The 23297-nt window shown below is 67.7% G+C and carries 21 protein-coding genes, 1 tRNA gene, 1 other RNA gene and 1 pseudogene; 7 read left to right on the top strand and 17 right to left on the bottom strand.

The genetic code is table 11. The features are described 5' to 3' along the window. Positions 1 to 312: 312 nt before the first annotated feature. Positions 313 to 459: pseudogene (locus tag C8N38_RS22275) on the bottom strand (integrase core domain-containing protein); the annotation flags it as partial. A gap of 17 nt (positions 460 to 476) precedes the next feature. Here C8N38_RS22275 and C8N38_RS06440 point away from each other — a divergent pair. Then, positions 477 to 734 (top strand): BREX system Lon protease-like protein BrxL, encoded by a 258-nt coding sequence (locus C8N38_RS06440; protein ID WP_245895538.1) that lies wholly within the window; start codon positions 477 to 479, stop codon positions 732 to 734. A gap of 40 nt (positions 735 to 774) precedes the next feature. Continuing rightward, positions 775 to 1098, top strand: coding sequence for a hypothetical protein (locus tag C8N38_RS21615; protein ID WP_215731093.1), 324 nt, complete (start codon positions 775 to 777; stop codon positions 1096 to 1098). 192 nt (positions 1099 to 1290) lie between these two features. On the opposite strand, the gene C8N38_RS06430 is transcribed toward C8N38_RS21615, so the two are convergent. The 14 genes from C8N38_RS06430 to C8N38_RS06365 all read right to left on the bottom strand — a co-directional run bounded on the left by C8N38_RS06430 (position 1291) and on the right by C8N38_RS06365 (position 16618). Continuing rightward, positions 1291 to 2047 (bottom strand): IS5 family transposase gene (locus C8N38_RS06430; protein WP_108025035.1). Its coding sequence is split into 2 segments (ribosomal slippage): positions 1291 to 1723 and positions 1722 to 2047, totalling 759 coding nucleotides; the frame shifts between segments, so codons are not numbered across the junction. Positions 2048 to 2281: 234 nt separating this feature from the next. Continuing rightward, positions 2282 to 2371: transfer RNA gene (locus tag C8N38_RS06425), tRNA-Ser, on the bottom strand. A 118-nt stretch (positions 2372 to 2489) separates the two neighbouring features. Beyond that, positions 2490 to 3206, bottom strand: coding sequence for an alanyl-tRNA editing protein (locus C8N38_RS06420; protein WP_108025033.1), 717 nt, complete (start codon positions 3204 to 3206; stop codon positions 2490 to 2492). Then, positions 3203 to 5659 carry a DUF3772 domain-containing protein gene (locus tag C8N38_RS06415; RefSeq protein WP_108025031.1) on the bottom strand — a complete coding sequence of 819 codons (2457 nt, stop codon included), beginning with the start codon at positions 5657 to 5659 and terminating at the stop codon, positions 3203 to 3205. The genes C8N38_RS06420 and C8N38_RS06415 overlap by 4 nt, the downstream gene beginning before the upstream one ends. Then, on the bottom strand, positions 5656 to 6690 hold the full coding sequence (locus tag C8N38_RS06410) for a cysteine synthase A (protein WP_108025029.1): 1035 nt from the start codon (positions 6688 to 6690) through the stop codon (positions 5656 to 5658). Before C8N38_RS06410 ends, C8N38_RS06415 begins: the two co-directional genes overlap by 4 nt. Positions 6691 to 6746: 56 nt before the next feature. Continuing rightward, complete coding sequence (locus C8N38_RS06405; RefSeq protein ID WP_108025027.1) at positions 6747 to 7874, bottom strand: NUDIX domain-containing protein; 1128 nt, start codon at positions 7872 to 7874, stop codon at positions 6747 to 6749. A gap of 11 nt (positions 7875 to 7885) precedes the next feature. Continuing rightward, positions 7886 to 8329, bottom strand: a complete 444-nt coding sequence (locus tag C8N38_RS06400) for a TrgA family protein (RefSeq protein WP_108025026.1) — start codon at positions 8327 to 8329, stop codon at positions 7886 to 7888. A gap of 18 nt (positions 8330 to 8347) precedes the next feature. Then, positions 8348 to 9559 (bottom strand): SAM-dependent methyltransferase, encoded by a 1212-nt coding sequence (locus tag C8N38_RS06395; protein WP_108025024.1) that lies wholly within the window; start codon positions 9557 to 9559, stop codon positions 8348 to 8350. 78 nt (positions 9560 to 9637) lie between these two features. Then, complete coding sequence (locus C8N38_RS06390; protein ID WP_108025022.1) at positions 9638 to 11059, bottom strand: cryptochrome/photolyase family protein; 1422 nt, start codon at positions 11057 to 11059, stop codon at positions 9638 to 9640. An 85-nt stretch (positions 11060 to 11144) separates the two neighbouring features. Further along, positions 11145 to 12374, bottom strand: coding sequence for an aminotransferase class V-fold PLP-dependent enzyme (locus tag C8N38_RS06385; RefSeq protein WP_108025020.1), 1230 nt, complete (start codon positions 12372 to 12374; stop codon positions 11145 to 11147). A gap of 108 nt (positions 12375 to 12482) precedes the next feature. Beyond that, positions 12483 to 14135, bottom strand: a complete 1653-nt coding sequence (locus tag C8N38_RS06380) for a BCCT family transporter (protein ID WP_108025018.1) — start codon at positions 14133 to 14135, stop codon at positions 12483 to 12485. Positions 14136 to 14237: 102 nt separating this feature from the next. Continuing rightward, positions 14238 to 14654 carry a universal stress protein gene (locus C8N38_RS06375; protein ID WP_108025016.1) on the bottom strand — a complete coding sequence of 139 codons (417 nt, stop codon included), beginning with the start codon at positions 14652 to 14654 and terminating at the stop codon, positions 14238 to 14240. Positions 14655 to 15070: 416 nt separating this feature from the next. After that, on the bottom strand, positions 15071 to 16063 hold the full coding sequence (locus C8N38_RS06370; RefSeq protein WP_108025014.1) for an MDR family oxidoreductase: 993 nt from the start codon (positions 16061 to 16063) through the stop codon (positions 15071 to 15073). Positions 16064 to 16096: 33 nt separating this feature from the next. Then, positions 16097 to 16618 carry a DinB family protein gene (locus C8N38_RS06365; RefSeq protein WP_245895536.1) on the bottom strand — a complete coding sequence of 174 codons (522 nt, stop codon included), beginning with the start codon at positions 16616 to 16618 and terminating at the stop codon, positions 16097 to 16099. A 133-nt stretch (positions 16619 to 16751) separates the two neighbouring features. On the opposite strand from C8N38_RS06365, the gene C8N38_RS06360 reads away from it, so the two are divergent. The 5 genes from C8N38_RS06360 (at position 16752) to ssrA (ending at position 20732) form a co-directional block, all read left to right on the top strand. Further along, positions 16752 to 17795, top strand: a complete 1044-nt coding sequence (locus C8N38_RS06360) for an ABC transporter substrate-binding protein (RefSeq protein WP_108025010.1) — start codon at positions 16752 to 16754, stop codon at positions 17793 to 17795. A gap of 328 nt (positions 17796 to 18123) precedes the next feature. Further along, complete coding sequence (locus C8N38_RS06355) at positions 18124 to 19083, top strand: sulfurtransferase (protein ID WP_108025008.1); 960 nt, start codon at positions 18124 to 18126, stop codon at positions 19081 to 19083. A 4-nt stretch (positions 19084 to 19087) separates the two neighbouring features. Further along, on the top strand, positions 19088 to 20212 hold the full coding sequence (locus C8N38_RS06350) for a YeeE/YedE thiosulfate transporter family protein (RefSeq protein WP_108025006.1): 1125 nt from the start codon (positions 19088 to 19090) through the stop codon (positions 20210 to 20212). Next, a complete protein-coding gene (locus C8N38_RS21505; RefSeq protein ID WP_170120304.1) occupies positions 20209 to 20379 on the top strand; it encodes a hypothetical protein in 171 nt (56 codons plus the stop codon). Before C8N38_RS06350 ends, C8N38_RS21505 begins: the two co-directional genes overlap by 4 nt. Before the next feature lies 1 nt (position 20380). Continuing rightward, positions 20381 to 20732, top strand: a transfer-messenger RNA (tmRNA) gene (gene ssrA, locus C8N38_RS06345). Positions 20733 to 20775: 43 nt separating this feature from the next. On the opposite strand, the gene C8N38_RS06340 is transcribed toward ssrA, so the two are convergent. Then, positions 20776 to 21537, bottom strand: a complete 762-nt coding sequence (locus C8N38_RS06340; RefSeq protein ID WP_108025004.1) for a squalene/phytoene synthase family protein — start codon at positions 21535 to 21537, stop codon at positions 20776 to 20778. Next, positions 21527 to 23167, bottom strand: coding sequence for a citramalate synthase (gene cimA, locus C8N38_RS06335; RefSeq protein ID WP_108025002.1), 1641 nt, complete (start codon positions 23165 to 23167; stop codon positions 21527 to 21529). Before cimA ends, C8N38_RS06340 begins: the two co-directional genes overlap by 11 nt. Positions 23168 to 23297: the final 130 nt, after the last annotated feature.

Here is a 23297-nt window from a genome sequence, read left to right as displayed (position 1 = left end):
TTGGCGGCTTCGCCGACCGTGGCCACCGCGGCTATTGAGCCGCACCTATTCATCCGACCTGTGCGCTGACGGCCAAACGGCCGTCAGTTCCTGTTGAGGCGCCGGGCTGCGACCTTCGCCCCGCGCAGGCGGGACACTGCCCCCCTTTTCAGGACAGTCCCCCAGTCAAGCTGCGATCCATACGACGATTTCTCCGCGCACGCGAACACCCAAACGCATCGCCGTTCCTTCGTCCACGCCCCGATCGCCGGGCTCTCCCGAATCCAGTCGTCCTTGAGATTGCCAGTGACCTGCTCCCCTCGGAGTCCGCGTTTATGGGTGAACTCTGTTCAGGGTTTGGTCCTCCTTCGACCTTTGGTATCACTCCACGGGGTGAGCCCGTCGAGGATCGTGTTGGGGGCGGTGACGGTTGTAGTCGTCTCTCCACGCCGTGATCAGGCCGCGGGCATGGCGCAGGTTCCAGCAGGGTCAACCCAATGGGCGCGGAGGCCAGCGTTTCTTTCGTCGGCAACACCGACCACACTGTTCCGTTCATGCGCAAGAACAGCGACCTCTTCGAAGCGCTGCCCAGCCAGTTCCACGATTCCGCCTTCAACGACCGCCTGCACGCCTGCCTGCCGGGCTGCGAGATCGACGTCATCCGCGGTGAAATGTTCACCAAAGGCTACGGCTCATCCGGACCGGACGAAGCCGGTCGAGGCGTTCGCGGACCTCCTCTGGTTCCCGACGGGTAGCAGGAAGACCGAAGCCTATCTCGGTGTGGCGGCCTTCGCCATGGCCATGCGCCGCTTGAAAAATGATCTAGGCGGCCTCGACGCTTCACGCGGTCTCGCTGTCATCATGCGCTACACACTGCGCCTTCTGACGCTACAACAATTCCCGCGGGCCACGACGCTGCTCTGCGCGATGGAGGTCAGCCGTCGTGCAGACGACAAGATCTGGGGCACGGAACCATTCATACTCGGCCTCTGGGTCGGCAATCGTGTCACGCCGGGCGCTACCGAGGCGTCACACAAGGCTGTCGAGGCCATTCGAAACAACGACCGCAACAAGTCAGGCATTGCATCACCAGCGCAGCTTACGATCTGTCCTTGGTGAGGTTCGGAGAGTGCAGGCGGGCGCGACATAGAGGTCGACAGGATTGCGGGCCGGACATTGATTCACTGCGGCGATAAGCTCGGCAACTGCGGTTTCTCGAATGCCAAATCCAGCGGGTATACGCGACGCTTGCGCCGCTGCTGGCCTTGATGACGCCGACCGGGCCGTTCTAGGGTCCAGACTCATTGAGTTTCACAGCCAGAACAAGACGGTCGCGGCGAGCATGATCGCAGAGAAGAAGGTCTCCGGGCACCGGTCATATCGAGTTGCGACGCGCCGCCAATCCTTCAGGCGGCCGAACATGATCTCGATGCGGTTGCGGCGCTTGTAGCGCCGCTTGTCGTATTTCACGGCCTTCTTGCGGGACTTCCGGCCGGGGATGCAAACCTTTATCCCCTTGTCGTTCAACGCTTCTCTGAACCAATCGGCGTCATAACCTCGATCGGCGAGCAGCCAGCCTGCTTTCGGAAGGTCGCCCAGCAGCGCCGCCGCGCCGGTGTAATCGCTCACCTGACCGGCCGACATGAAGAACCTGATCGGCAGCCCTTTCGCATCGGCAACGGCGTGCAACTTGGTGTTCATGCCACCTTTGGTGCGCCCGCTCTGGCGTCCGCGCCCCCCTTTTTACCCCAAGGCTTGATGCCGTGCGGTGCGCCTTGAGATATGTCGCGTCGATCATGATCGTCTTTTGCTCTGCACTCTCGGCGGCTAGGCCCACCATGATCCTGGCGAAGACCCCATTGTCGCTCCAGCGCTTCCAACGGTTGTAAAGGGTCTTTGCCCGGCCGTATTCCTTTGGTGCGTCGCACCACCGTAACCCATTGCGATTGATGAAGATTATGCCGCTGAGAACGCGACGATCGTCGACGCGGGGCTTGCCATGCCTCTTGGGAAAAAACGGTTTGAGACGCTCCATCTGCGCATCAGTCAGCCAGTAAAGATTGCTCATCGATCAGGTCTCCTTGCGGAGCCTGAATCACGCCAAAAGCCTGAAATCAATGGGTCTGGAGCCTAACAGGTAAGAACCTTCCTTGTGGGGGTGAAAAGACGCAGGCTTCACGTACCAGTGAACATCCAAGCACGAAACCCTTGTGGGCACCCCAAATCTACCGCGCGAAAACTGTCACTAGATCGGCAATAGATTTCCCTGAGCGGGAAAATATTCAGTGATTTCAAGAGCATATGGCGGAGAGACAGGGATTCGAACCCTGGAGACGGTTTCCCGCCTACACACTTTCCAGGCGTGCGCCTTCGACCACTCGGCCACCTCTCCGTGACAGGCTGTCTACCCTCGGCCGGGGGCGCGATGCAAGAGGAGTTTGGCTGCTCTCGCCCCCCCTGCCCCGCGACCCTCCGGCACGGGACCGGGCGGGATCCTGCCGGGCAGGACGCTAGGCGTCCAGAAGTACCGTCACCCGCCGGTTCTGACGGCCCTTCTTCTCGATCTTGCCAAGGCGGACCGGGCCGATCTCGCCGGTGCGGGCGACATGGGTGCCGCCGCAGGGCTGCAGGTCGACCCGGTCCTCGGCCGTGCCGATGCGGACAAGGCGGACACGACCCGTGCCGCGCGGCGGGGCTACCGACATCGTCTTCACGAGCCCCGGATCAGCGTCGAGCTCGGCCTCCGTGATCCACTCCTCGCCGACCGGCAGGTCGCGGGCGATCAGCGCGTTCAACGCCGCCTCGAGCGCCTCCCTGTCCTCGGGCGCCTCGGGCATGTCGAAATCGAGCCGCCCCTTGTCGGCGCCGATGGCGCCGCCCGAGACCGGCAGCGGAATGACCACCGACAGCAGATGCAGCGCGGTGTGGACGCGCATATGCCCGTGGCGGCGGTCCCAGTCGAGGTGCTGGACGACCTCGGTGCCGACCGGCGGCAGGGTCGCGCCCTCGGGGGCCAGCAACAGCGCCGCTCCTGCCTCGCCCTTGACGGTGTCGGCCACGATCGTCTCGCCGCCCGCCCAGACCAGCCGCCCGGTATCGCCGGGCTGGCCGCCGCCGCGCGGATAGAACAGCGGCGCCGACAGCTCCACGCCGCCCTCGGCATGGGCCACGACCGTCGCGGGCGCCTCTCTGAGATAGGGGTCCTTGCGGTAAAGCGGGTCGGTCATCGGGGTCCATCTCCTCCATCGGCGTCGGCGTCGCCGCCGAGATCGGCGAGCGGCTCGGGCTGGGGTTCGGCGCTCTGGCGCGGCAGGAACGGGCCCGGCGACTGCGGCGCGGGCCGTTCGCGCAGGGTTTCGGGGTTTCTCAGCCAGATGTCGCGCTGGGCGAAGGGGATCTCGATGCCTTCCTCCGCAAAGCGGCGGGCAATCTCATGGTTCAGTTCGGTTCGCACAGAAAGCCCGTAGTTGATGTCGCGCAGTATGACCCGAAGCTCGAATTCCAGCGCATCGGCGCCGAAGCCCTGGAACACCACCAGCGGCGCCGGGTTCACCATCACCAGCGGATGGCTTTCGCCGATTTCCATGAGGATCTTCTCGACCTTGCGGGTGTCGCTGCCATAGGCGACGCCGACCTTGAGGATCACCCGCCCGGTCAGGTTCTGCCGGGTCCAGTTCGTCACCTGCCCGGCGATCAGATCGGCATTGGGCACGATCACGTCGGTGCGGTCGAAGGTCTGGATCCGGGTCGAGCGGACCGAGATGTCCTTGACGATCCCCATCACGCCGCCAACCTCGATCCAGTCGCCCTGGCTGACAGGCCGCTCGATCAGCAGGATGATACCCGAGACGAAGTTCTGAACGATGGTCTGAAGCCCGAAGCCGATACCGACAGACAGCGCACCGGCGACGATCGCAAGCGAGCTGAGGTCGATGCCCGCGGTCGTCACCGACACCACCCCGGCCAGGAAGATCCCGACATAGCCCACGCCCGAGATCAGCGCGGTCTGCCCGCCCGGGTCGATCTTTGTCTTCGGCAGCACGGTCGAGCGCAGCATGCCCTGCACCAGCCGGGTCAGCGCGTAGCCCAGGGCGAAGACCACGACGAAGGTCAGGAAGCTCGTCGGCGAGATCCGAGTGCCGCCGATGCTGTAGCCGGCAGTGAAGCGCGCCCAGAGCTCGGTCAGGTCGGCGATGCGCGCGCCCCAGATCAGGGCCAGCACCGGCATGGACAGCAGCACGAGCATCATCCCGATCAGCACCGGGATCAGATCGCCGCCATTCTCGGGGTCCTCGACATCGCGGCCCATCAGGATGGCATAGATATCGGTCACGAAGCGCTGCAGCAGCAGCAGGAAGCCCACCAGCGCCAGCGTCAGGATCGAGGGATAGACGAAGAAATCGCCCGCCTCGGCATAGCCCACCGCCCCCAGGAGCGGTCCGATCAGCCCGGCCCCGATGGCCGCGCGGCCGAAGAAGGCGGCGACGCGGTTGCGATAGGGCCGCTCTTCGGGGCTTTCGGCGCCGTCGGCCCGGGAATGCGCCAGCAGAAGCTGGCCCATCCGCGACAGCATCAGCCCGGCCAGCAGCAGGATCGGAAAGCTCAGGACCGCGACCGCCTCGGCGGGATAGTTCTCGACCTTGGTCACTTCCTGGGCCAGCATCGCCAGCGCCAGGATCAGCCCGATGATCCAGGAATTGAACCGGCCCTCGGCGCGCCGCTCGGGCGGCAGGGTCAGGATGGCGCGGCTGACGCCCAGCTGGGCGAAGACGCGGCCGCCCAGCCAGCCCGCGGTGAAGATCGTGAAGCCGAGGATCGGCAGGATCTGCGCCACCCGCTCGGTGCGAAGCCCCAGCATCGCCGAGGATTTCAGCGCCCCCGCCAGCAGCACGACCCCCAGCGTCGGCACCACGATCTGCCCGAGCGACGCGATGCCGGAAAAGAGCGTCCGCCCCCGGCCCCGGCCGCGCTGGGCCAGAAACACCGACAGCATCTCCATCCAGCGGCGGCCCCGCACCGTCAGGAGGCCGGCCAGGGCCAGAAACAGCAGCGTCACCGGCAGCGCGCTTTGCATGGTCGCGCGCGCATTGGGATTTTCCCAGTTCGACGACAGCTCGTTGCCGACCTCGACAAGGGTGCCGCGGATCGCGGTCAGACCGGCGGCCCAGTTGACCGGGTTCACCGGCGACGGGCCCAGTTGCAGCAGCTGATCGGCCTGCCGTTCGCGGATGATCTGGTCGATCTCGCGGATCAGGCCGTCGGCCCGGCTGTAGGCCTCGACCGCCTTCAGGCTCGGGGCCTGCGCCTCGTTCAGCTGCTTGGTCAGCTCGGCGCGGCGCTTGGCGATTTCCTGCGGCTCGGTCTCGCCCTCGGCGGGCGGATCGCCCAGCGCCGAGATCTGGTCGCGCAGGGTCTTGACCCGGGCCGAGTTGATGTTCTGCGCATCGAGAAACCGCGTGCGCCAGTCGACCAGTTCGCCGCGCAGCGTGTCGAAAGCGGCCGTCGAGGCCTTGCCCTCGGCCAGGACCTTCTCGGCGCGCGAGGCGACCTTGTTCCACTCGGCGTAATCGGGGCCCTCCTGCTGGGCCTGGGCCTGGGCCAGCGCCGGTGTGGGGAGTGCGGTCGGCAAAACGGCTGTGGCCAGCACGGCCAGCAGCGCAACAAGGAAACGAAACTTCATCCGGCGAACACCTCCGGCATCGACCGTTTGGGGCTGTCCATCCAGGACGGCACGGGCAGGCCCTTCCCGCGCAGGAAGGCGGGATCGAAGAGCCGCGACTGATAGCGCGTGCCGGAATCGCACAGCATGGTGACAATCCTGTGGCCGGGGCCCATCTCGCGGGCCATCCGCATGGCGCCCGCGACGTTGACCCCCGACGAGCCGCCAAGGCACAGCCCCTCCTGCGCCAGCAGGTCGAATACCACGCCCAGCGCCTCGTCGTCGCCGATGCGGCAGCAGAAATCGGGCGTGAAGCCTTCCAGATTGGCGGTGATCCGGCCCTGCCCGATGCCCTCGGTGATCGAAGAGCCCTCGGAGGTCATCTCGCCCGTGGTGTAAAAGCTGTAAAGCGCCGCCCCATGGGGGTCGGCCAGGCCGATCTTCACGCCCCTGGGCTGCAGCGCCATCGCTGTGCCCGCCAGCGTGCCGCCCGAACCGACCGCGCAGATGAAGCCGTCGACCCGGCCGCCGGTCTGGTCCCAGATCTCGGGGCCGGTGCCCTCGGCATGGGCCTGGCGGTTGGCGGTATTGTCGAACTGATTGGCCCAGATCGCGCCATTGGGTTCGGTCTTCGCCAGCGCCTCGGCCAGACGGCCCGAATAGCGCACGTAGTTATCGGGGTCGCGATAGGGTTTCGCGGGCACCTCGACCAGCTCGGCGCCCGCAAGGCGCAGCATGTCCTTCTTCTCGCGGCTTTGCGTCTCGGGGATCACGATCACCGTGCGGAACCCCATCGAGGCGCCGACCAGCGCCAGCCCGATACCGGTATTGCCCGCCGTGCCCTCGACGATGGTGCCGCCCGGCGCCAGAGCGCCGCGCGCCACCGCATCGCGGATGATCCACAAGGCGGCGCGGTCCTTGACCGACTGACCCGGATTGAGGAACTCGGCCTTGCCGAGGATCTCGCAGCCGGTTGCCTCCGATGGCCCTTTCAGGCGCACCAGAGGCGTATTGCCGACCAGATCGGCCAGATCGCTCCGTATCGCCGCCATGTGCGTCTCCCTCTGCCTGCCGGTTTCGCCATTGCTACCGGCGCCCCGGAGGGAACTCAAGCCGGGGGCCGGAAGGCCTCACGGTGACGTGCAAGCCAGAGAAGCGACAGGATGAGCGGGGCATTGCCGATCTCGCCGGTATCGACCAGATCCATCGCCCGCGCGAAAGGCACCACATGGGCGCGGATGTCCTCGCCCTCGGCCGGCACCCCGCCCAGACCGCCCGCCTCGGCCCCAAGATCGGCCTCGCCCACGAACGAGTAGATGTATTCGGCCTTCGCGCCTGGCGAGGTGTAATAGCCAAAACAGCGATGCAGCGCCCCGATCGTCAACCCCGCCTCTTCGAGCGCCTCGCGGCGCACCGTCTCTTCGGGGGTTTCGCCCGGGTCCATCAGACCGGCGATGGCCTCGACCGACCAGACCTGGCTGTCGCCCCGCGCGTAAGGCCCGGCGCGCACCTGTTCGATCAGCAAGACCGCATCGCGGGCCGGGTCATAGGGCAGCACGGTCGCGGCGTCCCCCGTCAGGAAGGCCGCGCGCACCATCTCGTCGCTCATCCGCCCGTCGAAGCGGGTGTGCCGGAAGGTGTATTCCTCGACCGCGAAGAAATTCGCATAGGGCTGGACGCGGGCGGTCTCGACGATATCGCCCGGGCCGGTCGGCTTGCGCAGGGTGGCAGGTCCCGGCTGGCGGGCGCGCAGCGTCGAGGCGGCGCGGGCCAGGATCATCCGGTAGCGCCGCGCATTAACCTCGGGCGGGCGGTCTGGATAGCCCAGCATCACCTCGCGCGCGGCCTCGGTCACCAGATCGCCCCAGCGCGCGCGCCAGGCCTCGATATCCCAGGCCGCGCCGGGCACGAGCCCCGCGCGGTCATGGGCATAGACCCCGGCCTTGATCGGCCCGTCGGCGGTCTCGACCGTGACCTCCTCGCAATCGAAGCCATAACCGCCCTCGTAATAATCGAGCCGCGCGCGGTCTTCCGCCGTCAGCCCGTCGACCAGCAGCCCCTCGGCCTGCCTGCCGGGCTCGGGCAGGATCAGCGGAAAGCTTTCGCCCTCGGCCAGCCGCACGGCATAATCCGCGAGCCGCGCGGGATGCGTCGTCAGCCTGTCTGCGGGGCGGTCCAGCACCCGCGCCAAAAGCGGCAGATGGCACAGCGTGCCGTAAAAGAACATGCGTTCCATGTTCGCGTCCTTCAGGTCCAGAAATGTGAGACGGCTTCGACCGCCAGCCCGGCCAGAACGCCGCCGACCAGCAGCACGCCCATCGCCGCGGGCGAGGTGAAAAGCTGCAGCCCGTAGTCGGCCGCCAGCCCGATCCAGCCCAGCACCGCCGCGACCGGATCGCCAAAGCGCATCTCGACGGTGCGGGCATAGGCCCGGGCCCCGGCATGGATCAAGAGCGCGTAGAAGACCAGCACCACGGTCGTGCGCAGTCCCGCCGTGACCGCCAGCCCATAGCCCTGCCCCGCGAGCCGGCCCATGACGAACCAGCCAGCCAGCGCCCCCACCGCGGCGTTGACGGTAAAGAAATGGCCCAGATCCATGCCCTCGGGAAAGCTCGGCACCAGCGCGACGGAGGCGGACCAGGCCAGCCCTCCGTACAGAAGGAATGCGACAAGCTTGGCGGCGGTGGGCATGGGTCAGGCGGGCATTCGTCAGGTGGGCCGTGCAACGGTCAGTTGGGTCACGTCGCAGTTTCCGCTCTGGAAGGTGGCCGCGCAAGAGGCGAGGTAGAGGTTCCACATGCGCCGGAACCGCGCGTCGAACCCAAGCCGCGCGACATCGTCCCAGCGCTCGTTGAAGGTCTCGTGCCAGCGCCGGAGCGTCAGCGCATAGCTGTCGCCGAATTCCATCGAGCGCCGGATTTCCAGCCCGGCCGCGCTGGCCTGGGCGCGCAGCACGCCGGGGCTGGGCAGCATGCCGCCCGGGAAGATGTATTTCTGAATGAAATCGACGCCCTTGCGGTAAATCTCGTAGCGGCGCTCCTGCACGGTGATGACCTGCAGCGTCGCCTGCCCGCCGGGCTTGAGGCAGTCGGTCACCTGGCGGAAATAGGTCGGCCAGTATTTCTCGCCCACCGCCTCGAACATCTCGATCGAGGCGATGCCGTCATAGCGCCCGGTCTCGTCGCGGTAATCCTGCAGCTTGATCTCGACGCGGTCGGAAAGCCCGGCCTTGGCGATCCGCGCCACCGCATAGTCGTGCTGTTCGCGGCTGATGGTCAGCCCGGTGACCTTCAGCCCCCGCTGTCCGGCGGCATATTCGGCAAAACCGCCCCAGCCGCAGCCGATCTCCAGCACATGATCGCCCGGCGCCACGCCCATCTGGTCGACCATGGCAGCGTATTTCAGCTCCTGCGCGGCCTCGAGGCTTTCCTGCCCGGTGCGGAACAGCGCCGAGGAATAGGTCATCGTCTCGTCGAGCCAGAGCCCGTAGAAGTCGTTGCCGAGGTCGTAATGGTGCGAGATGTTCTTGCGCGCCTGGGTCTTCGAGTTTCTTTGCAGCCAGAAGCGCAACCGCTCATAGGCGCGGATCAGCCCGAGGCCGGGGAACCCGTCGAAGAGTTCGTCGTTATCCGCATGAACGAGATCCATGAAGGCCATCAGATCGGGCGTGGACCAGCCGCCCTCTACATAGGCTTCGCAAAAGCCCAGATCGCCCTCGCGGATCAGCCGGGCGAAGACATCCGGGTCGTGGATGTCCAGCTCGGCCACCGGGCCCGGAGCGCGCGCCTCGGCGCGAAAGCGCCGCCCGTCGGGCAGCACGAAGTCGAGCCGCCCGTGGCCCATGCGGCCTGCGATGTCGAAAACCTGTGCAAAATAGCGCGGCAGGTCGGCCTGCCCCCTGGTACTCGTCAGGACGGTCATCCTGGCTCCCTCGTTCCCTTATGGATTTTTCTGGTTCTGTCCTGCGATTGTGCAGATCGCGCGCCCCACCGCAACGGCCTAGGCCCCCCGCGCCTCATAGGCCGCCAGCGCGCGGCGGCGCCCGGCCTCGGGCGTGACGGCCGGGGCGGGATAGGCATCGCCCGGCAAAAGCCCCCAGGCGCGCGGCACCGCCTCGAAATAGGCCAGCGCGCGGGGGTCGGGGCTCTGGCGCCCCTCGGCGATCCAGGCATCGCGATAGGCGCCGTCGGGGTCGAATTTCTCTGCCTGTGTGATGGGGTTGAAGATCCGGAAATAGGGCGCGGCATCGGGCCCCGAGCCCGCCACCCATTGCCAGCCCATGGCATTCGAGGCCGGGTCCCAGTCGATCAGATGCTCGGCAAACCAGTCCAGGCCCACCCGCCAATGGATCATCAGGTTCTTGGTCAGCCAGGAGGCCGCGATCATCCGCGCGCGATTGTGCATGGTGCCGGTCACATACATCTCGCGCATCGCGGCATCGACGAAGGGAATGCCGGTCCGGCCCCGCTTCCAGGCTATGGCCTCGGGACTGTCGCCCTCCGTCGACCAGGCGAAACCGTCCCAGCCCTCGCGCCAGTTCCGCTCGGCGATATGCGGGCTGTGCCACATCAGATGCCAGGCGAATTCGCGCCAGACCAGCTCCTTGAGGAAGGTCTCGGCCCCGGCCTTGCCCGCGTCCATCGCATTGAGCCCGGCATGCCAGCAGGCACGCGCCGAAATCTCGCCGCAGGTCAGATGCGCCGACAGCCCCGAGGTGGCGTCGGCTGCGGGCCAGTCGCGCCGCTCGGCGTAATCGGCGATCTTGCGGGCCGCGAACTCGTCCAGCCGCTCCTGCGCCGCGGCCTCTCCAACCGGGGCGAACCGCGCCAGCACCGCCGCGCCCCGGCGGAGCGCCGCGCCCATCCGCCAGGTCCCGATCTCGTCGGAGGCGGGCCAGGTGTCGGGCCGGGGGATCATGCCCGGCGCGGGGGCGGGCTCCGGAACCGCGCGGTCGCGCACCGCCTTCCAGTAAGGCGTGTAGACCTTGTAGAACCCGCCCTGCCCGGTCTCGACCGCCCAGGGCTCGAACAGCAGATGCCCGGCGCAGGACCGCGCCTCGACACCGTCTTCGGTCAGAGCCGCCTTGACCGCCTTGTCGCGGGCGACTGAGGCCGGGTCGTAGGCGCGGCTCCAGACCACGGCGGCGGCACCGGTCCCGGCAATCACCCCGCGCAGCACGTCAAGCGCGGGACCGCGCCGCAGGATCAGTCGCGAGCCGCGCGCCGACAGCGCCTGCCCCAGGCATGCGACGCCCTCGCCCAGCCGCCATTTCGCCGCCGCGCCCAGCGCCTCGACCGTTTCGTCATGGATGAAAAGCGGCACGACCGGGCGGCCGGACGCAATGGCACCGGCAAGCGCTGCGTTGTCGCCGAGACGGAGGTCGCGGCGGACCCACCAGATCACGGGCACTTGGTCTGACATCCGGTTTCGTCACATTCCTGATCGGACCCCGCGCAGCAGCGCGGGCCGATAGCCCCATGAAGAGGCCCCTGCCCTCGCACGGGCCCTAGAGTTCCGAATCTAGCGCTTCGATCAGGCGGTCAACCTCCTCGGGCAGGGTGTAGTGCAGCAGGCTCAACCGCAGCACCCCCCGCGCCGGGTCGATCCCCATCGCCTCCAGCACCCGGCGCGCGTAGAAATCGCCGCCGCCCGCCAGAATGCCCCGCCCGGCCAACCGCTCGGCCGCCTCGGCCCCCGGCCGGTCGAGCGCGATCGACACGGTCGGCAACCGCGCAGGCCCCGCCTGCACGGGCCCCAGCACGCGCCACTCGGGGCGGGTCGAGAGATAGTCCAGCAAGGGCTCGAGCACGGCGGTTTCCTGCATCCGGATCATGCCCGCGACAATCCCCGCCCGGGCATGCGCATCGCGCCCGCCCCGGACATGGTGGTCGTAAAGCGCGTCGATATAATCCGAGATCCCGGCCACCGCCGCCACCTGGGCATGATCGGGACCGGCCGGATCGAACCGGCGCAACACGTCCTCGGCATTGAACCAATGGCCCTGATTGGGCAGCTGATAGGCCAGCTCGCGGCGGATCAGCATCACGCCCTGATGCGGCCCGTAGGTCTTGTAGGTCGAGAAAAGGTAGATGTCGGCGCCCAGCGCCGGGATGTCGGGCAGCCCGTGCGGGGCGAAGCTGACCCCGTCGACGCAGGTGAAGGCGCCCGCCCGCCGCACCATCGCGGTGATGCGGGCCACGTCGTTGACCTCGCCCAGAATGTTGGAGGCATGCGGGAAGCAGACCAGCCGCACCGTCTCGTCCAGCAAAGGCTCAAGCGCGTCGGGGTCGAGATGCCCGGTCTCGGGATCGACCTTCCACTCCCGCAGCTCGATGCCGCGCGCCGCAAGCCGCCGCCAGACGCCCGAATTGGCCTCGTGATCCTGATCGGTGACGACGATGGCCTGGCCCGGCTCGATCCAGGCGCCGAAGGCCTGGGCCAGTACATAGGTATTGGCGCTGGTCGAAGGACCGAAATGCAACTCGTCCCGGCCGACGCCCAGATGTGCGGCCAGCCGGGTGCGGGCCTCGTCCATCTCCTCGCCCGCCCGGCGCGATGCAGGGAAGGCGCCGTAGGGCTGAACCTTGCGCTCCTGGTAAAAGCGGTGCAGGCGCCAGATCACATAGCGACAGGCATAGGATCCGCCGGCATTCTCGCAGAACACCTTGTCGCGCAACTCCTTGTACCGGAAGGCCGGAAACTGGTTGCGAACAAATTCGGTATCAAGCGCAACCATTCCCCACCCGGACGCTGCGTGGCCATTCCAACCTGTCTAATCGGCCAAGTGCGGCCACGCAACGCCTTGAAATCCGGAGACTACACCCTAGCCCCCGCCCGAATCACCCTAATGGGCCTCGGCCTGCAGACCTCGGAAGATGGCAAAGCACATCATCAGCAGCACCAGCGTGAACGGAAGCCCGGTCGAGATCACCATCGCCTGCAGCGCCGACAGCCCGCCGCCGACCAGCAGCACGATGGCCACCGCGCCCTCGAAGGTGCACCAGAACACCCGCTGGGGCAGCGGCGCGTCGATCTTGCCGCCTGCGGTGATGGTGTCGATGACCAGCGAACCCGAATCCGACGAGGTGACGAAGAAGACGATCACCAGCACGATGCCGATCACCGAGGTGACCGAGGCCCAGGGCAGCGCCTCGAGCATCGCGAACAGCGACATCGGCGGGTTGTAGCTGTCGATCACCTGCGCCTTGACCGCGCTGTTCACCGGGTCGGACAGCACCTGGTCGATGGCCGCGCCGCCGAAGACTGCCATCCACAGCACGCAGACGAGGCTGGGGATCAGCAGCACGCAGACCACGAATTCGCGCACGGTGCGGCCGCGGCTGACCCGGGCGATGAACATGCCGACGAAGGGCGACCAGGAAATCCACCAGGCCCAGTAGAACGCCGTCCAGCCCTGCATGTAATCGGTATCCTCGCGCCCGAACGGGTTCGAGAGCGCCGGCAGATCCTTGACATAGGCCAGCATGCCCTCGCCGAAATCGGCAAGGATGGTGCCGGTCGGCCCGGCCACCAGCACGAAGATCAGCAACAGAGCGGCCACCACCATGTTGATTTCCGACAGCACCTTCACCCCGCCATCGAGCCCGCGCAGCACCGAGATCAGCGCGATCGCCGTGATCCCGGTGATCAGGAGGATCTGCACCGTCAGATCCTCGGGCACGCCGAAGACATGGCTGAGCCCGGCATTGGCCTGCTGCGCGCCGAAGCCCAGCGAGGTCGCCAGCCCGAAAAGCGTGGCAAAGACCGCGATGATGTCGATGACATGGCCGGTCCAGCCCCAGATCCGTTCGCCGAAGATCGGGTAGAAGGCCGACCGGATCGTCAGCGGCAGCCCTTTGTTATAGGTGAACAGCGCCAGCGCCAGCGCGACCACCGCGTAGATCGCCCAGGGGTGCAGCCCCCAGTGATAGATCGTCGCCGCCAGGCCCATCTCGCGCGCGGCATCGACATTGCCGGGGATCAGGCTGCCATCCTCGGCAAAGGGCGAGGGAGTGCCCAGCGGCTGGGAAATCGCCATGTGATAGACTGGTTCGAGCACCCCGAAGAACATCAGCCCGATGCCCATGCCCGCGGCGAACAGCATCGCGAACCAGCCCGAATAGCTGTAATCGGGCGTCGCCTCGGCACCGCCCAGCCGGACCCGGCCGACCGGCAGCACGATCAGCGCCAGACAGAACAGCACGAAGATGTTGCCCGCGCTGAGGAAGAGCCAGTCGAAGGTCGAGGTCAGGAACGGCCTCAGCCAGCCGAAGACCGCCTCGGCCTGGCCCGGCAAGGCCAACGCGTAGAACACGAAGGCCACGATCGAGAGGCCGGACACCAGAAAGACCGGGTTGTGAATGTCAAAGCCGAACGGACCCAGGCTGCCTTCGATATTGTCCTGACCGATTTCGTAATCGGTCTCGATCAGGTCGACCTCGCCCTCGGGCGCCGGAATTCCCTGATCGGTCAGGTCCTGGGACGTCTGATCGGTCATGTTTTCCCCTTCATGTCTGTGGCGGTCGCCGTCGGTCGCGACCGGTGTCTTCTTCGGTTTCTCGTTCGGGGCCGCCAGACCGGGGCCCGGCCCTATTGGGCGCTAGGGGCGCACCAGCAGGACCGAGGCCTTGGCATGGCTTGCCAGCCTGCCCCCGTGCGACGGGAAGACATGCTCGACCCATCCGGGCACATGGCTCGCCATCACCACCAGATCGGCGCCCGACTCCTCGAGCGCCCGAACCAGCGCCTCGTCGAGTTCGGCCGCCGGGTCCGGGCTGACCATCAGCCGCGAGGAGACCCGGTGACCGTGCCGCTCGGCCTCGGCCGCGGCAAAGGCATCGAGCTTTTCGCGATACGCCTCGGGCGATTGCGCGACCTCGCCCGGCTGCGGCGCGGCCACGGCGACATAGGTCACGCCGATGCCGTAATGCCGCGCCAGATCTCCGGCCACCTCACAGGCGCGCGTCAGCCGGCCGGCATGGGCAAGATCGACCGGCACCAGGATCTGCTTGAACATCGTGCCCTCCTTGCAGTTCGTCATATCTCCCTACGGAGCGGCCCGGACGCAGGACCTGCCCCGGATGGGCTGGGACATCTGTCGTGCCAGGACCGGCCGCGCCGGGAACGCCCTTGGAAAGGCGGCGCTTTCTCGCATCGAACCTTAGGACGTTTTCTTCGAAAGACCAAGCGCGGGGATGAAGGCGCCCGCGGGCAGCTTCTGCCACCCTCAAATCCGGACCCGCTTTATTCATTTAATTTCAATGCCTTGAAAGGATTTTTGCGTCGTCATCCCGGACAGGTGACAGCGCCGTCGGCGCTTCACCTCTCAAAGCAAAGGGCGCGGTGTTTGCCCCCGCGCGCCCATCTCCGCTGCTTGCGGCCAGAGCCTGCCCGGCGCCATTCCGGCTCAGGCCAGTTCACCTCCGCTCCGGCTCAGGCGTTGACGTCGACCACGACGCGCCCCTGCACCTGCCCCTTCAGGATGTCGGCCCCGAGCCCGGGCAGATCCTCCAGCGTCGCGCTGCGGATCATGCCCTTCAGCCGGTCCATCGGCAGGTCCGACGCGATCCGCTGCCAGGCACGCAGCCTGGCCTCGTAGGGCTGCATCACGCTGTCGATGCCCAGGAGGTTGACGCCGCGCAGGATGAAGGGCGTAATCAGCGCGCCCTCGATGGCCGCGCCGCCCGCAAGGCCCACAGCCGCCACCGAGGCGCCGTATCTCATCTGCTTCAGCACCCGGCCCAGCATCGCGCCCGCCACCGGATCGACGCAGCCCGCCCAGATCTCGCTTTCCAAGGGCTTCCGCGTCACCTCGGACAGGTCCTCGCGCGGCACGATCCGGCTGGCCCCGAGATCGCGCAGATAGTCCTCGGACCCGGGGCGGCCGGTGACCGCCGCCACCTCATGGCCCAGATGCGCCAGCACCGCCGTCGCCACCGAGCCCACGCCCCCCGAGGCGCCGGTGACCAGAACCGGGCCATCGCCGGGCTTCAGCCCCTGGTCCTCCAGCGCGATCACCGCCAGCATCGCGGCCATGCCCGCCGTGCCGACCGCCATCGCCGTCCGGGTCGACAGCCCGTCGGGCAGCGGCACCAGCCAGTCGGCCTTCACCCGCGCCCGCTGGGCATAGCCGCCCCAATGCACCTCGCCCACGCGCCAGCCGGTCAGCACCACCCGGTCGCCGGGCTTGTAGCGCGGATCGGCGCTTTGCTGGACCACGCCCGCGAAATCGATGCCCGGCACATGCGGCCAGCTGCGCACCAGCCCACCGCCCGATCCCAGACAGAGCCCGTCCTTGTAGTTCAGCGTCGAAAATTCGACCGCGACCGTGACATCGCCCTCGGGCAGCCGGTCCTCCGACAGATCCTGCACCGCGGCACGGGTCTTGCCCTCCGCATCCTTCTCGACGACCAGCGCTCTGAACATGACTGCTTTCCCTCTTTCCGTCCCCGGGCGTCCCTACCCGATCAGGTCCGGCATCAGAAACAGATCGGTCGGCGCGGTCAACACCCCGGCGGCGGTCAGCATCGCGTGGATCTGGCCGCGGTGATGGGTCTGGTGGTTGAACATGTGAACGACGCAGACCGCGCGCGGCACCACCATCTCGCGCCCCGCGGCCCCCGAATACCAGGCCAGATCGCCCGCAAGACCGGCCTCGGTCAGGCCCTGCGCCCAGCGGCTGATGCGGGCATCGGTGATCTGCCGCTTGGAGCGATATTCCGACCAGTCGGCAACAAAATGGGCGCTGTCGGACAGCCCCACATGGGGCGCCTCCCAGCCGTCGAGCCGCGACATCCAGATGTGATCGGCCCAGAGAAGATGCGCCATCGTGCCCTGGATCGACCCCCAGAAGGCACCGCGCCCGGCCTTGCGGGCGGCCTCGTCCATCCCGGCCACCTCTTCCATCATCGCGCGGTTCTGCCAGCGATTGTATCGCGCCATCAGCCGGCACCAGCCCGCCGTGACCATTGCCTGTCCCATCGGTCCCCGTCCTCTTGCCTGGCCCCCTTTTGGCAGACCCGCGACGCGGAGGCGAGTCCCGCCAATGGTCTTGAGCGGAGCCCGGCGCACCGCTAGCGTGACCTTGCACCCACTCCCAACGCGAGGGACCTCCATGACCGTTCGCCTGATTCTCGCCAGCACCGCGGCCCTGATTGCCGGGTCGGCCGCCTGGGCCACCGACGCCGATCTGCTCGTGTTCGACTATCCCGGCTTCGAGAACGCGGCCTTCCACACCAAGTACAAGGACAAGTACGGGGACAACCCGACCTTCACCTTCTTCGGCGACGAGGAAGAAGCGTTCCAGAAGCTGCGCTCTGGCTTCCGGACCGATGTCAGCCATGTCTGCGCGGGCTCGGTCACGAAATGGGTCGAATCCGGCATTCTCGAACCCTGGGACACCTCGAAAATCCCGGCCTGGGGCGATCTGAACGCCAACCTCAAGGGCACCGACGTGGCCGATACCGGTGCCGATGTTTATTTCGTGCCGACCGATTTCGGCTCGACCGGGATCGCCTATAACACCGAAGAGGTGCCAGCCGAGGACGTGGCCTCGCTCCAGGTCTTCAAGGACCCGAAATACGAAGGCCGCGTGACCCTGCCCGACAATGTCGACGACACCTTCGCGCTGGCCTATCTGGCGACCGGCACCACCAACTGGACCCATGCGACGGATTCCCAGTTCGACGCGGCCGTCGAATGGCTGCGCGAGGTGCATCCGAACCTGCGCACCTACTGGACCGACCCGGCCGAGCTGGCGCAGCTTCTGGCCTCGGGCGAGGTGCTGGTGTCCTGGGCCTGGAACGAGACCCTGCCCACGATGGCCGAACAGGACTTCCCCATCGGCTTCCAACGCGAGGCCAAGGAGGGCTCGTCGCTCTGGCTGTGCGGCTATGTCGATCTGAAGGACGGCCCCGGTTCGGAAGAGAAAGCCTATGACTTCCTGAACGCCATGCTCGACCCCGCCGCGACCCAGGCGCTTCTGGATGCGGGCTATGGCCAGTCGAACGACAAGGCAATGGCCGAGATCGGCGATGAGGCGCTGACCGCCGTCGGGCTCGGCCCGATCGACGTGCCGGTGCTGGCGCAACTGCCGATGCCGGGCGAGCTGCGCGAAAAGCAGTCGGCGGCCTTCGAGAAGATCAAGGCGGGCTTCTAGGGCCCGACGCCGCCGAGGCGGAAGCGAAAACCGGGGCGGCGCTCCTGCCGGGGCGCCGCCCTTTCCGTTGACGCGCAGGCCCTGCACCCCGGGCATGGCCGGTGAGCAGCGTTGTCCTGAGGTCCGCCGACCCAGTTCTTTTTTTGCGGATCAGGGCGGCTTGACGTTCCGGATCGCCGCGTGTCGCGAAACACGCGTGTTTCCGCGGCAGACGCACAACGAACAGGCGACCTTCAAAACGAATCGGATTAGTGTTAACAAGACCTTGCGGCCTTGCGTCGCGCGTCGGGCCGCCACAGCTTTGGGGCGCAATTCATGAGGTGACGAGATGACCAGATTTGCCCCGAGCGCCGCCTTCGTCCTTGCCCTTCTTGCCGGTCCCGCAGCCCTTGCCGCGCCGGGTTTCGGGCCGCTGATCGACCCTCCAGGTCTGGTCGAGGCGCAGGCCACGGTCGCGCCGCTTGTACTCGATATCCGCAGCGGCCCCGATGGCGCCGCCCCGGTCTTCGAGGCCGGCCATATCCCCGGCGCGGTCTCGGCGCCCTACGGGCTGTTCCGCGGCCCGGCCGACAATCCCGGCGCACTGATCCCCGAAGACCGGCTGACCGAGGTGCTGCGCAGCCTCGGCGTGACCCGGGACCGGCCCACCGTGGTCGTGCATCAGGGCAGCGACCCGTCCGATTTCGGCGCGGCCGCGCGGGTCTACTGGACGCTGAAATCGAGCGGGGTCAGCCCGCTTGCGATCCTGAATGGCGGCATGACCGCCTGGAGCGCTGCCGACCTGGCGGTCGAGACCGGCCCGGCGCTTGCCCCCGCGCCCAGCGATATCGAGGTCAGCTTCAGCCATGAGTGGCTGGCCACCACCGAGGATGTTGAGGCCATCGTCGCGGGCGACGCGCCCGGCGACCTGATCGATGCGCGGCCCCAATCCTTCTGGGCGGGCAATGCCAAGCATCCGGCGGCGGCCCGGCCCGGCACCCTGCCGCAATCGCGCTATTTCACCCATTCGGGCTGGTTCGGCAGCGACGCGCCCGCGCTGATCAAGCCCGATCTGGTCCCGGAGCTCGCCACCGCCAACGGCTTTGCCCCGGGCGACCGGCTGGTCTCGTTCTGCAATACCGGGCACTGGGCCGCGACGAACTGGTTCGCGCTCAGCGAACTGGCCGGGATCGAGGGGGTCAGGCTTTACCCCGAGTCGATGGTCGGCTGGACCCGGTCGGGGCATGAGACCGCGAACCTGCCCGGCCCGCTTCGCAATCTGTGGAACCGCGTGACCGGACGCTATTGACCCCATGACCGACAGCAGCCAGACGATGACCGCGTCTTCCCGTATCCTTCCCCGAACCGCCGGTCTCGGCCTGTGCGCACTGGCGGTTCTGACCGTGGCCGCGATGGCCGGGCCGCGCTCGGGCGCGCTGCTGATGATCGGGCTCGGCTTCGGGCTGGTACTCGAGGGGCTGCGCTTCGGCTTTACCGGCCCCTGGCGGCGGATGATCCTGCAGCGCGACGCCTCGGGGCTGGTGGCGCAGATGGTCTGCCTGGCGCTGGTCGCGACCGCGGCCTTCCCGATGCTGGCCAGCCATCCGGGCGAGCTTGTGGGAGCCCATGCCCCTGTCGGCTTTGCGATGGTCGGCGGCGCCTTCGTCTTCGGCGCCTGCATGCAGATCGTGCTGGGCTGCGGATCGGGCACACTGGTGAATGCCGGATCGGGCAATCTTGTCAGCGCGGTCGCCCTGCCCTTCTTCTGCCTCGGCAGCTTCTTCGGCGCCTATCACCTGGTCTGGTGGACCGAGCTTGGCGCGCTGCCGGTCGCCGCGCTGACCGGCACCGAGGGGCTGGCGCTGACGCTGGTGCTGCTGGCCTCGGTCGCGGGGCTTGCGATGGCGCTGGCCGATCAGGGCAAGCGCGCGATCCCGGCCCGCTACTGGCTGGCGGCGGTGCTGCTGGCCGGGCTGGCGATCCTGCATCTGGCGGTCGCGGGCCAGCCCTGGGGCGTGGTCTACGGTCTGGGGCTGTGGGTCGCGAAGGGCGCGACGGCGCTCGGCGCCGATCTGTCGGGCTCGGCCTTCTGGTCGGCCCCCGGCAATGTCGAGCGGCTGCGCGAAAGCGTGCTGACCGACGTCACCTCGCTGACCGATCTGGGGCTGATCGCGGGGGCTGCTCTGGCCGCGTTCTGGCGCGACGGGCTGACCGGGCGGATCGCCGATCACCCGGCGCGGGCCTGGGTCGCGGTGGTGATCGCAGGGTTCCTCTTGGGCTATTCCTCGCGGCTTGCCTTCGGCTGCAATATCGGCGCCTTCTTCTCGGGGATCTCGACCGGCAGCCTGCATGGCTGGGCCTGGTTCGCGGCCGCCTTCACCGGGTCCTGGTACGGCATCCAGCTTCGCCCCCTTCTGGGGCTCGAGGCGCGCAGATGACCCGGCGTCCGGTCGTTCTGACCCTTCTGGTCGCAGTGGCGGGGTTTCTCGCCATCGACCTCGTGCGGTCCGCCCCGCTTGATCCCTATCTTGCCCCGGCGCTTTTCGCGCTCGGCTCGGGTCAGGCGGCGGGCGGCGCCCATTGTGCGGCCCTTCCCGCGCGCTGACCCCCTTGAAGCGCGCGCCTCCCCGGCCTATCTTTGGACCGTCCCGCAAGGGACTATGGCAATAAACGCGCCCGTAATAAGCGGATCGGACCCGGGGGCGGTACCCGGCGGCTCCACCAAATATCCCACATTGGCGGGATCCTGGGGCCGAAACAGGATCGACGGACGTCTAAAGGGGTTAGCTTTTGCCCGGTGAGCTACCACCGTTATCGGTGCAAGCATGATAGTTGCCAATGACAACCGTGCTCCGGTGGCGCTGGCTGCGTAAGCAGTCCGCAAAACCAAATCTTAAGCCCTTGCGTCTAGCAACGTAAGGCGGGGTTCGCAGGTACCTGGCAACAGAAACCTGCACTTCCCCCCAGTGTCGAATGATGCATCTCGGGCAAGCCCGCCGCACTACCAGCCGCCGGTCAGCGCCCGCCGCAAAAGCCCCGCCCGGCGCACGACTTCCGCCTCGTCCAGCCCGCCGCCCAAGACGCGGTCGGGTCGGGCCGCGGCTCGCCTCAGGACCCCTTCGGTGCGCCAGGCCGTCCGCGCCGCCGGAACCGCACGCGCCGGAAGCCCGGTCGCACGCGCAGCGGCCAGCCGCGCAAGCCCCGACCGGGCCAGATCGGCAATGGCCTCCGGCCGATCATCCGGCAAGGGCCACCGTCCCCGCGCCAGAAGCGCGGGCACCGCCAGAAACCAGCCCGCAAGCCCCATGGCCAGGCCCAGATCGGCCAGCACCGCCTGCCCGTCTTCGGCGCCCAGTGCCCGGGCGGCCGCCCCCATCAGCCGGCCGGAGGTGGCCGCCAGATGCGCCTCGAGGGCGGCGCCATCGGCGAAGGGCTCGCGATAGGCGTCCCAACGCCGCGCCTCGACCAGCGGCACCAGATCGCGGGCGGCCTCGGGCGACAGCACCTCGGCCAGCGGCGTCGCCACCTCGTGGCGGCGCACGGGGCCGCCGCCCGCGATTTCCTCCAGCGCGTCCAGCCACCATTGCAGCCGCATCTCGGCGATCAGCGGCTCTTCTGTCACCCAGGGCGCGCGCGCCACCTCGACATTGAAGGCATAAAGCGGCAGAAGCCGCGCCCGCGCCGCGACCGGGGCCGCCATCACCGCCAGAAAGCGGTCGGGATCGCCCTTGCGGACGATCTCGGCGCAGGCCTCAAGCGTCATGGCCGCCCGCGTCGTAATCGGGCGCGCCGTCGCGCACCAGTTTCCAGATCACCGCGTCCAGCAGCGCCTCGAACGAGGCATCGACGATATTGGGCGACACCCCCACGGTGGACCAGCGCCGCCCCGCCCCGTCCTCGCTGTCGATGATGACCCGGGTCACGGCCTCGGTGCCGCCATTGGTGATGCGCACCTTGAAATCGACGAGCCGCATGTCGTCGATGAACGCCTGATAGGGCCCCAGATCCTTGGCCAGCGCCCGCCACAGCGCGTTGACCGGCCCGCGATCGTTGCCCTCGGCATCGAGGCTTTCCGACACCGACAGCTTGCGTTCGCCATCGACATCCAGAACCACGACCGCCTCGGACAGGGTCACCACCCGGGCGGGGTCGAGCCGACGCCGTTCGACCGTCACCCGGTAACGCTTGATCCGGAAGAAGGCGGGCAGCCGGTCCAGCACCCGGCGCGCGATCAGCTCGAAGCTCGCCTGCGCGGTGTCGTAGGAATAGCCCTGCCCCTCGCGCGCCTTCACCTCGTCGAGGATCCCGGCCAGCCGGGGGTCGTCCTTCGCCACCTCAAGCCCGGCCTCGGCCAGACGGCGGCGCAGGTTCGACTGCCCGGCCTGGTTCGACATCGGAATGACGCGGCTATTGCCGGTCGCTTGCGGCGCGACATGTTCGTAGGTCGTGGGGTCCTTCAGGATCGCGCTGGCATGGAGCCCCGCCTTGTGCGCGAAAGCCGAGGACCCGACATAGGGCGCGCTTTTCTGCGGCACCCGGTTCAGGATTTCGTCCAGCAGTCGCGAGGCCCGGGTGATCCCCGCCAGCGCCTCGGGCGTGATCCCGGTCTCGAACCGGCTGGCATAGGGCTCTTTCAGCAAGAGCGTCGGGATCAGCGTCGTCAGGTTCGCGTTGCCGCAACGCTCGCCCAGCCCGTTCAGCGTGCCCTGCACCTGCCGCGCGCCCGCGTCGATGGCCGCAAGACTGCCCGCGACCGCATTGCCGGTGTCGTCATGGGTGTGAATGCCCAGCCGGTCGCCGGGAATGCCCGCCGCGATGACCTCGGCGGTTATCCGGCCGATCTCGGGCGGCAGGGTGCCGCCATTGGTGTCGCACAGAACGATCCAGCGCGCCCCCGCCTCCAGCGCGGCGCGGCAGCAGTCCAGCGCATACCCGGGATTGGCCTTGAAGCCGTCGAAGAAATGTTCGGCATCGAACAGCGCCTCGCGGCCCTGCGCGACCAGATGGGCGACGGATTTTGCGATATTCTCGATATTCTCGTCCAGCCCGATCCCCAGCGCCGTGGTGACGTGGAAATCATGGGTCTTGCCAACCAGACAGACCGCCCCGGTGCCCGCGTTCAGAACGCCCGCCAGCACCTCGTCGTTTTCGGCCGACCGCCCGGCCCGCTTGGTCATGCCGAAGGCGGTGAAGGTGGCACGGGTCTCGGGCCGCGCCTCGAAGAAGGCGCTGTCGGTCGGGTTCGCGCCGGGCCAGCCGCCCTCGATATAGTCGACCCCCAACTCGTCCAGCACATGGGCGATGCGGATCTTCTCGTCGGTCGAGAACTGGACGCCCTGCGTCTGCTGCCCGTCGCGAAGGGTGGTGTCGTAAAGATAGAGGCGGTCTTTCATTGGGACGTTCCGCATTGAAGATCACCCCGCCCGGGCCTCTGGCCCGGGCAGCGCCCGACCCGTCCCCGAGGGGCGGGTGCTTTCACCGCCCTCCCCTCGGGCCTGGCGCTCGAACACAGCCACCGTATAT

The organism is Rhodovulum kholense (assembly GCF_003053725.1).
GTDB classification, from domain to species: Bacteria; Pseudomonadota; Alphaproteobacteria; order Rhodobacterales; family Rhodobacteraceae; genus Rhodovulum; species Rhodovulum kholense.
Note: the sequence above shows the minus strand (reverse complement) of the source record. Positions and strands in the feature narration are given on the sequence as shown.

Coding starts and splice junctions, on each gene's coding strand:
- C8N38_RS06395 (WP_108025024.1), bottom strand. CDS start 9,559: ATGACCGTCCTGACGAGTACCAGGGGGCAGGCCGACCTGCCGCGCTAT.
- C8N38_RS06360 (WP_108025010.1), top strand. CDS start 16,752: ATGACCGTTCGCCTGATTCTCGCCAGCACCGCGGCCCTGATTGCCGGG.
- C8N38_RS06410 (WP_108025029.1), bottom strand. CDS start 6,690: ATGGCGGCGATACGGAGCGATCTGGCCGATCTGGTCGGCAATACGCCT.
- C8N38_RS06350 (WP_108025006.1), top strand. CDS start 19,088: ATGACCGACAGCAGCCAGACGATGACCGCGTCTTCCCGTATCCTTCCC.
- C8N38_RS21615 (WP_215731093.1), top strand. CDS start 775: ATGGCCATGCGCCGCTTGAAAAATGATCTAGGCGGCCTCGACGCTTCA.
- C8N38_RS06405 (WP_108025027.1), bottom strand. CDS start 7,874: ATGGAACGCATGTTCTTTTACGGCACGCTGTGCCATCTGCCGCTTTTG.
- C8N38_RS21505 (WP_170120304.1), top strand. CDS start 20,209: ATGACCCGGCGTCCGGTCGTTCTGACCCTTCTGGTCGCAGTGGCGGGG.
- C8N38_RS06380 (WP_108025018.1), bottom strand. CDS start 14,135: ATGACCGATCAGACGTCCCAGGACCTGACCGATCAGGGAATTCCGGCG.
- C8N38_RS06440 (WP_245895538.1), top strand. CDS start 477: ATGGGCGCGGAGGCCAGCGTTTCTTTCGTCGGCAACACCGACCACACT.
- C8N38_RS06390 (WP_108025022.1), bottom strand. CDS start 11,059: ATGTCAGACCAAGTGCCCGTGATCTGGTGGGTCCGCCGCGACCTCCGT.
- C8N38_RS06340 (WP_108025004.1), bottom strand. CDS start 21,537: ATGACGCTTGAGGCCTGCGCCGAGATCGTCCGCAAGGGCGATCCCGAC.
- C8N38_RS06370 (WP_108025014.1), bottom strand. CDS start 16,063: ATGTTCAGAGCGCTGGTCGTCGAGAAGGATGCGGAGGGCAAGACCCGT.
- C8N38_RS06420 (WP_108025033.1), bottom strand. CDS start 3,206: ATGACCGACCCGCTTTACCGCAAGGACCCCTATCTCAGAGAGGCGCCC.
- C8N38_RS06365 (WP_245895536.1), bottom strand. CDS start 16,618: ATGGGACAGGCAATGGTCACGGCGGGCTGGTGCCGGCTGATGGCGCGA.
- C8N38_RS06400 (WP_108025026.1), bottom strand. CDS start 8,329: ATGCCCACCGCCGCCAAGCTTGTCGCATTCCTTCTGTACGGAGGGCTG.
- C8N38_RS06355 (WP_108025008.1), top strand. CDS start 18,124: ATGACCAGATTTGCCCCGAGCGCCGCCTTCGTCCTTGCCCTTCTTGCC.
- C8N38_RS06385 (WP_108025020.1), bottom strand. CDS start 12,374: ATGGTTGCGCTTGATACCGAATTTGTTCGCAACCAGTTTCCGGCCTTC.
- C8N38_RS06375 (WP_108025016.1), bottom strand. CDS start 14,654: ATGTTCAAGCAGATCCTGGTGCCGGTCGATCTTGCCCATGCCGGCCGG.
- cimA (WP_108025002.1), bottom strand. CDS start 23,167: ATGAAAGACCGCCTCTATCTTTACGACACCACCCTTCGCGACGGGCAG.
- C8N38_RS06415 (WP_108025031.1), bottom strand. CDS start 5,659: ATGAAGTTTCGTTTCCTTGTTGCGCTGCTGGCCGTGCTGGCCACAGCC.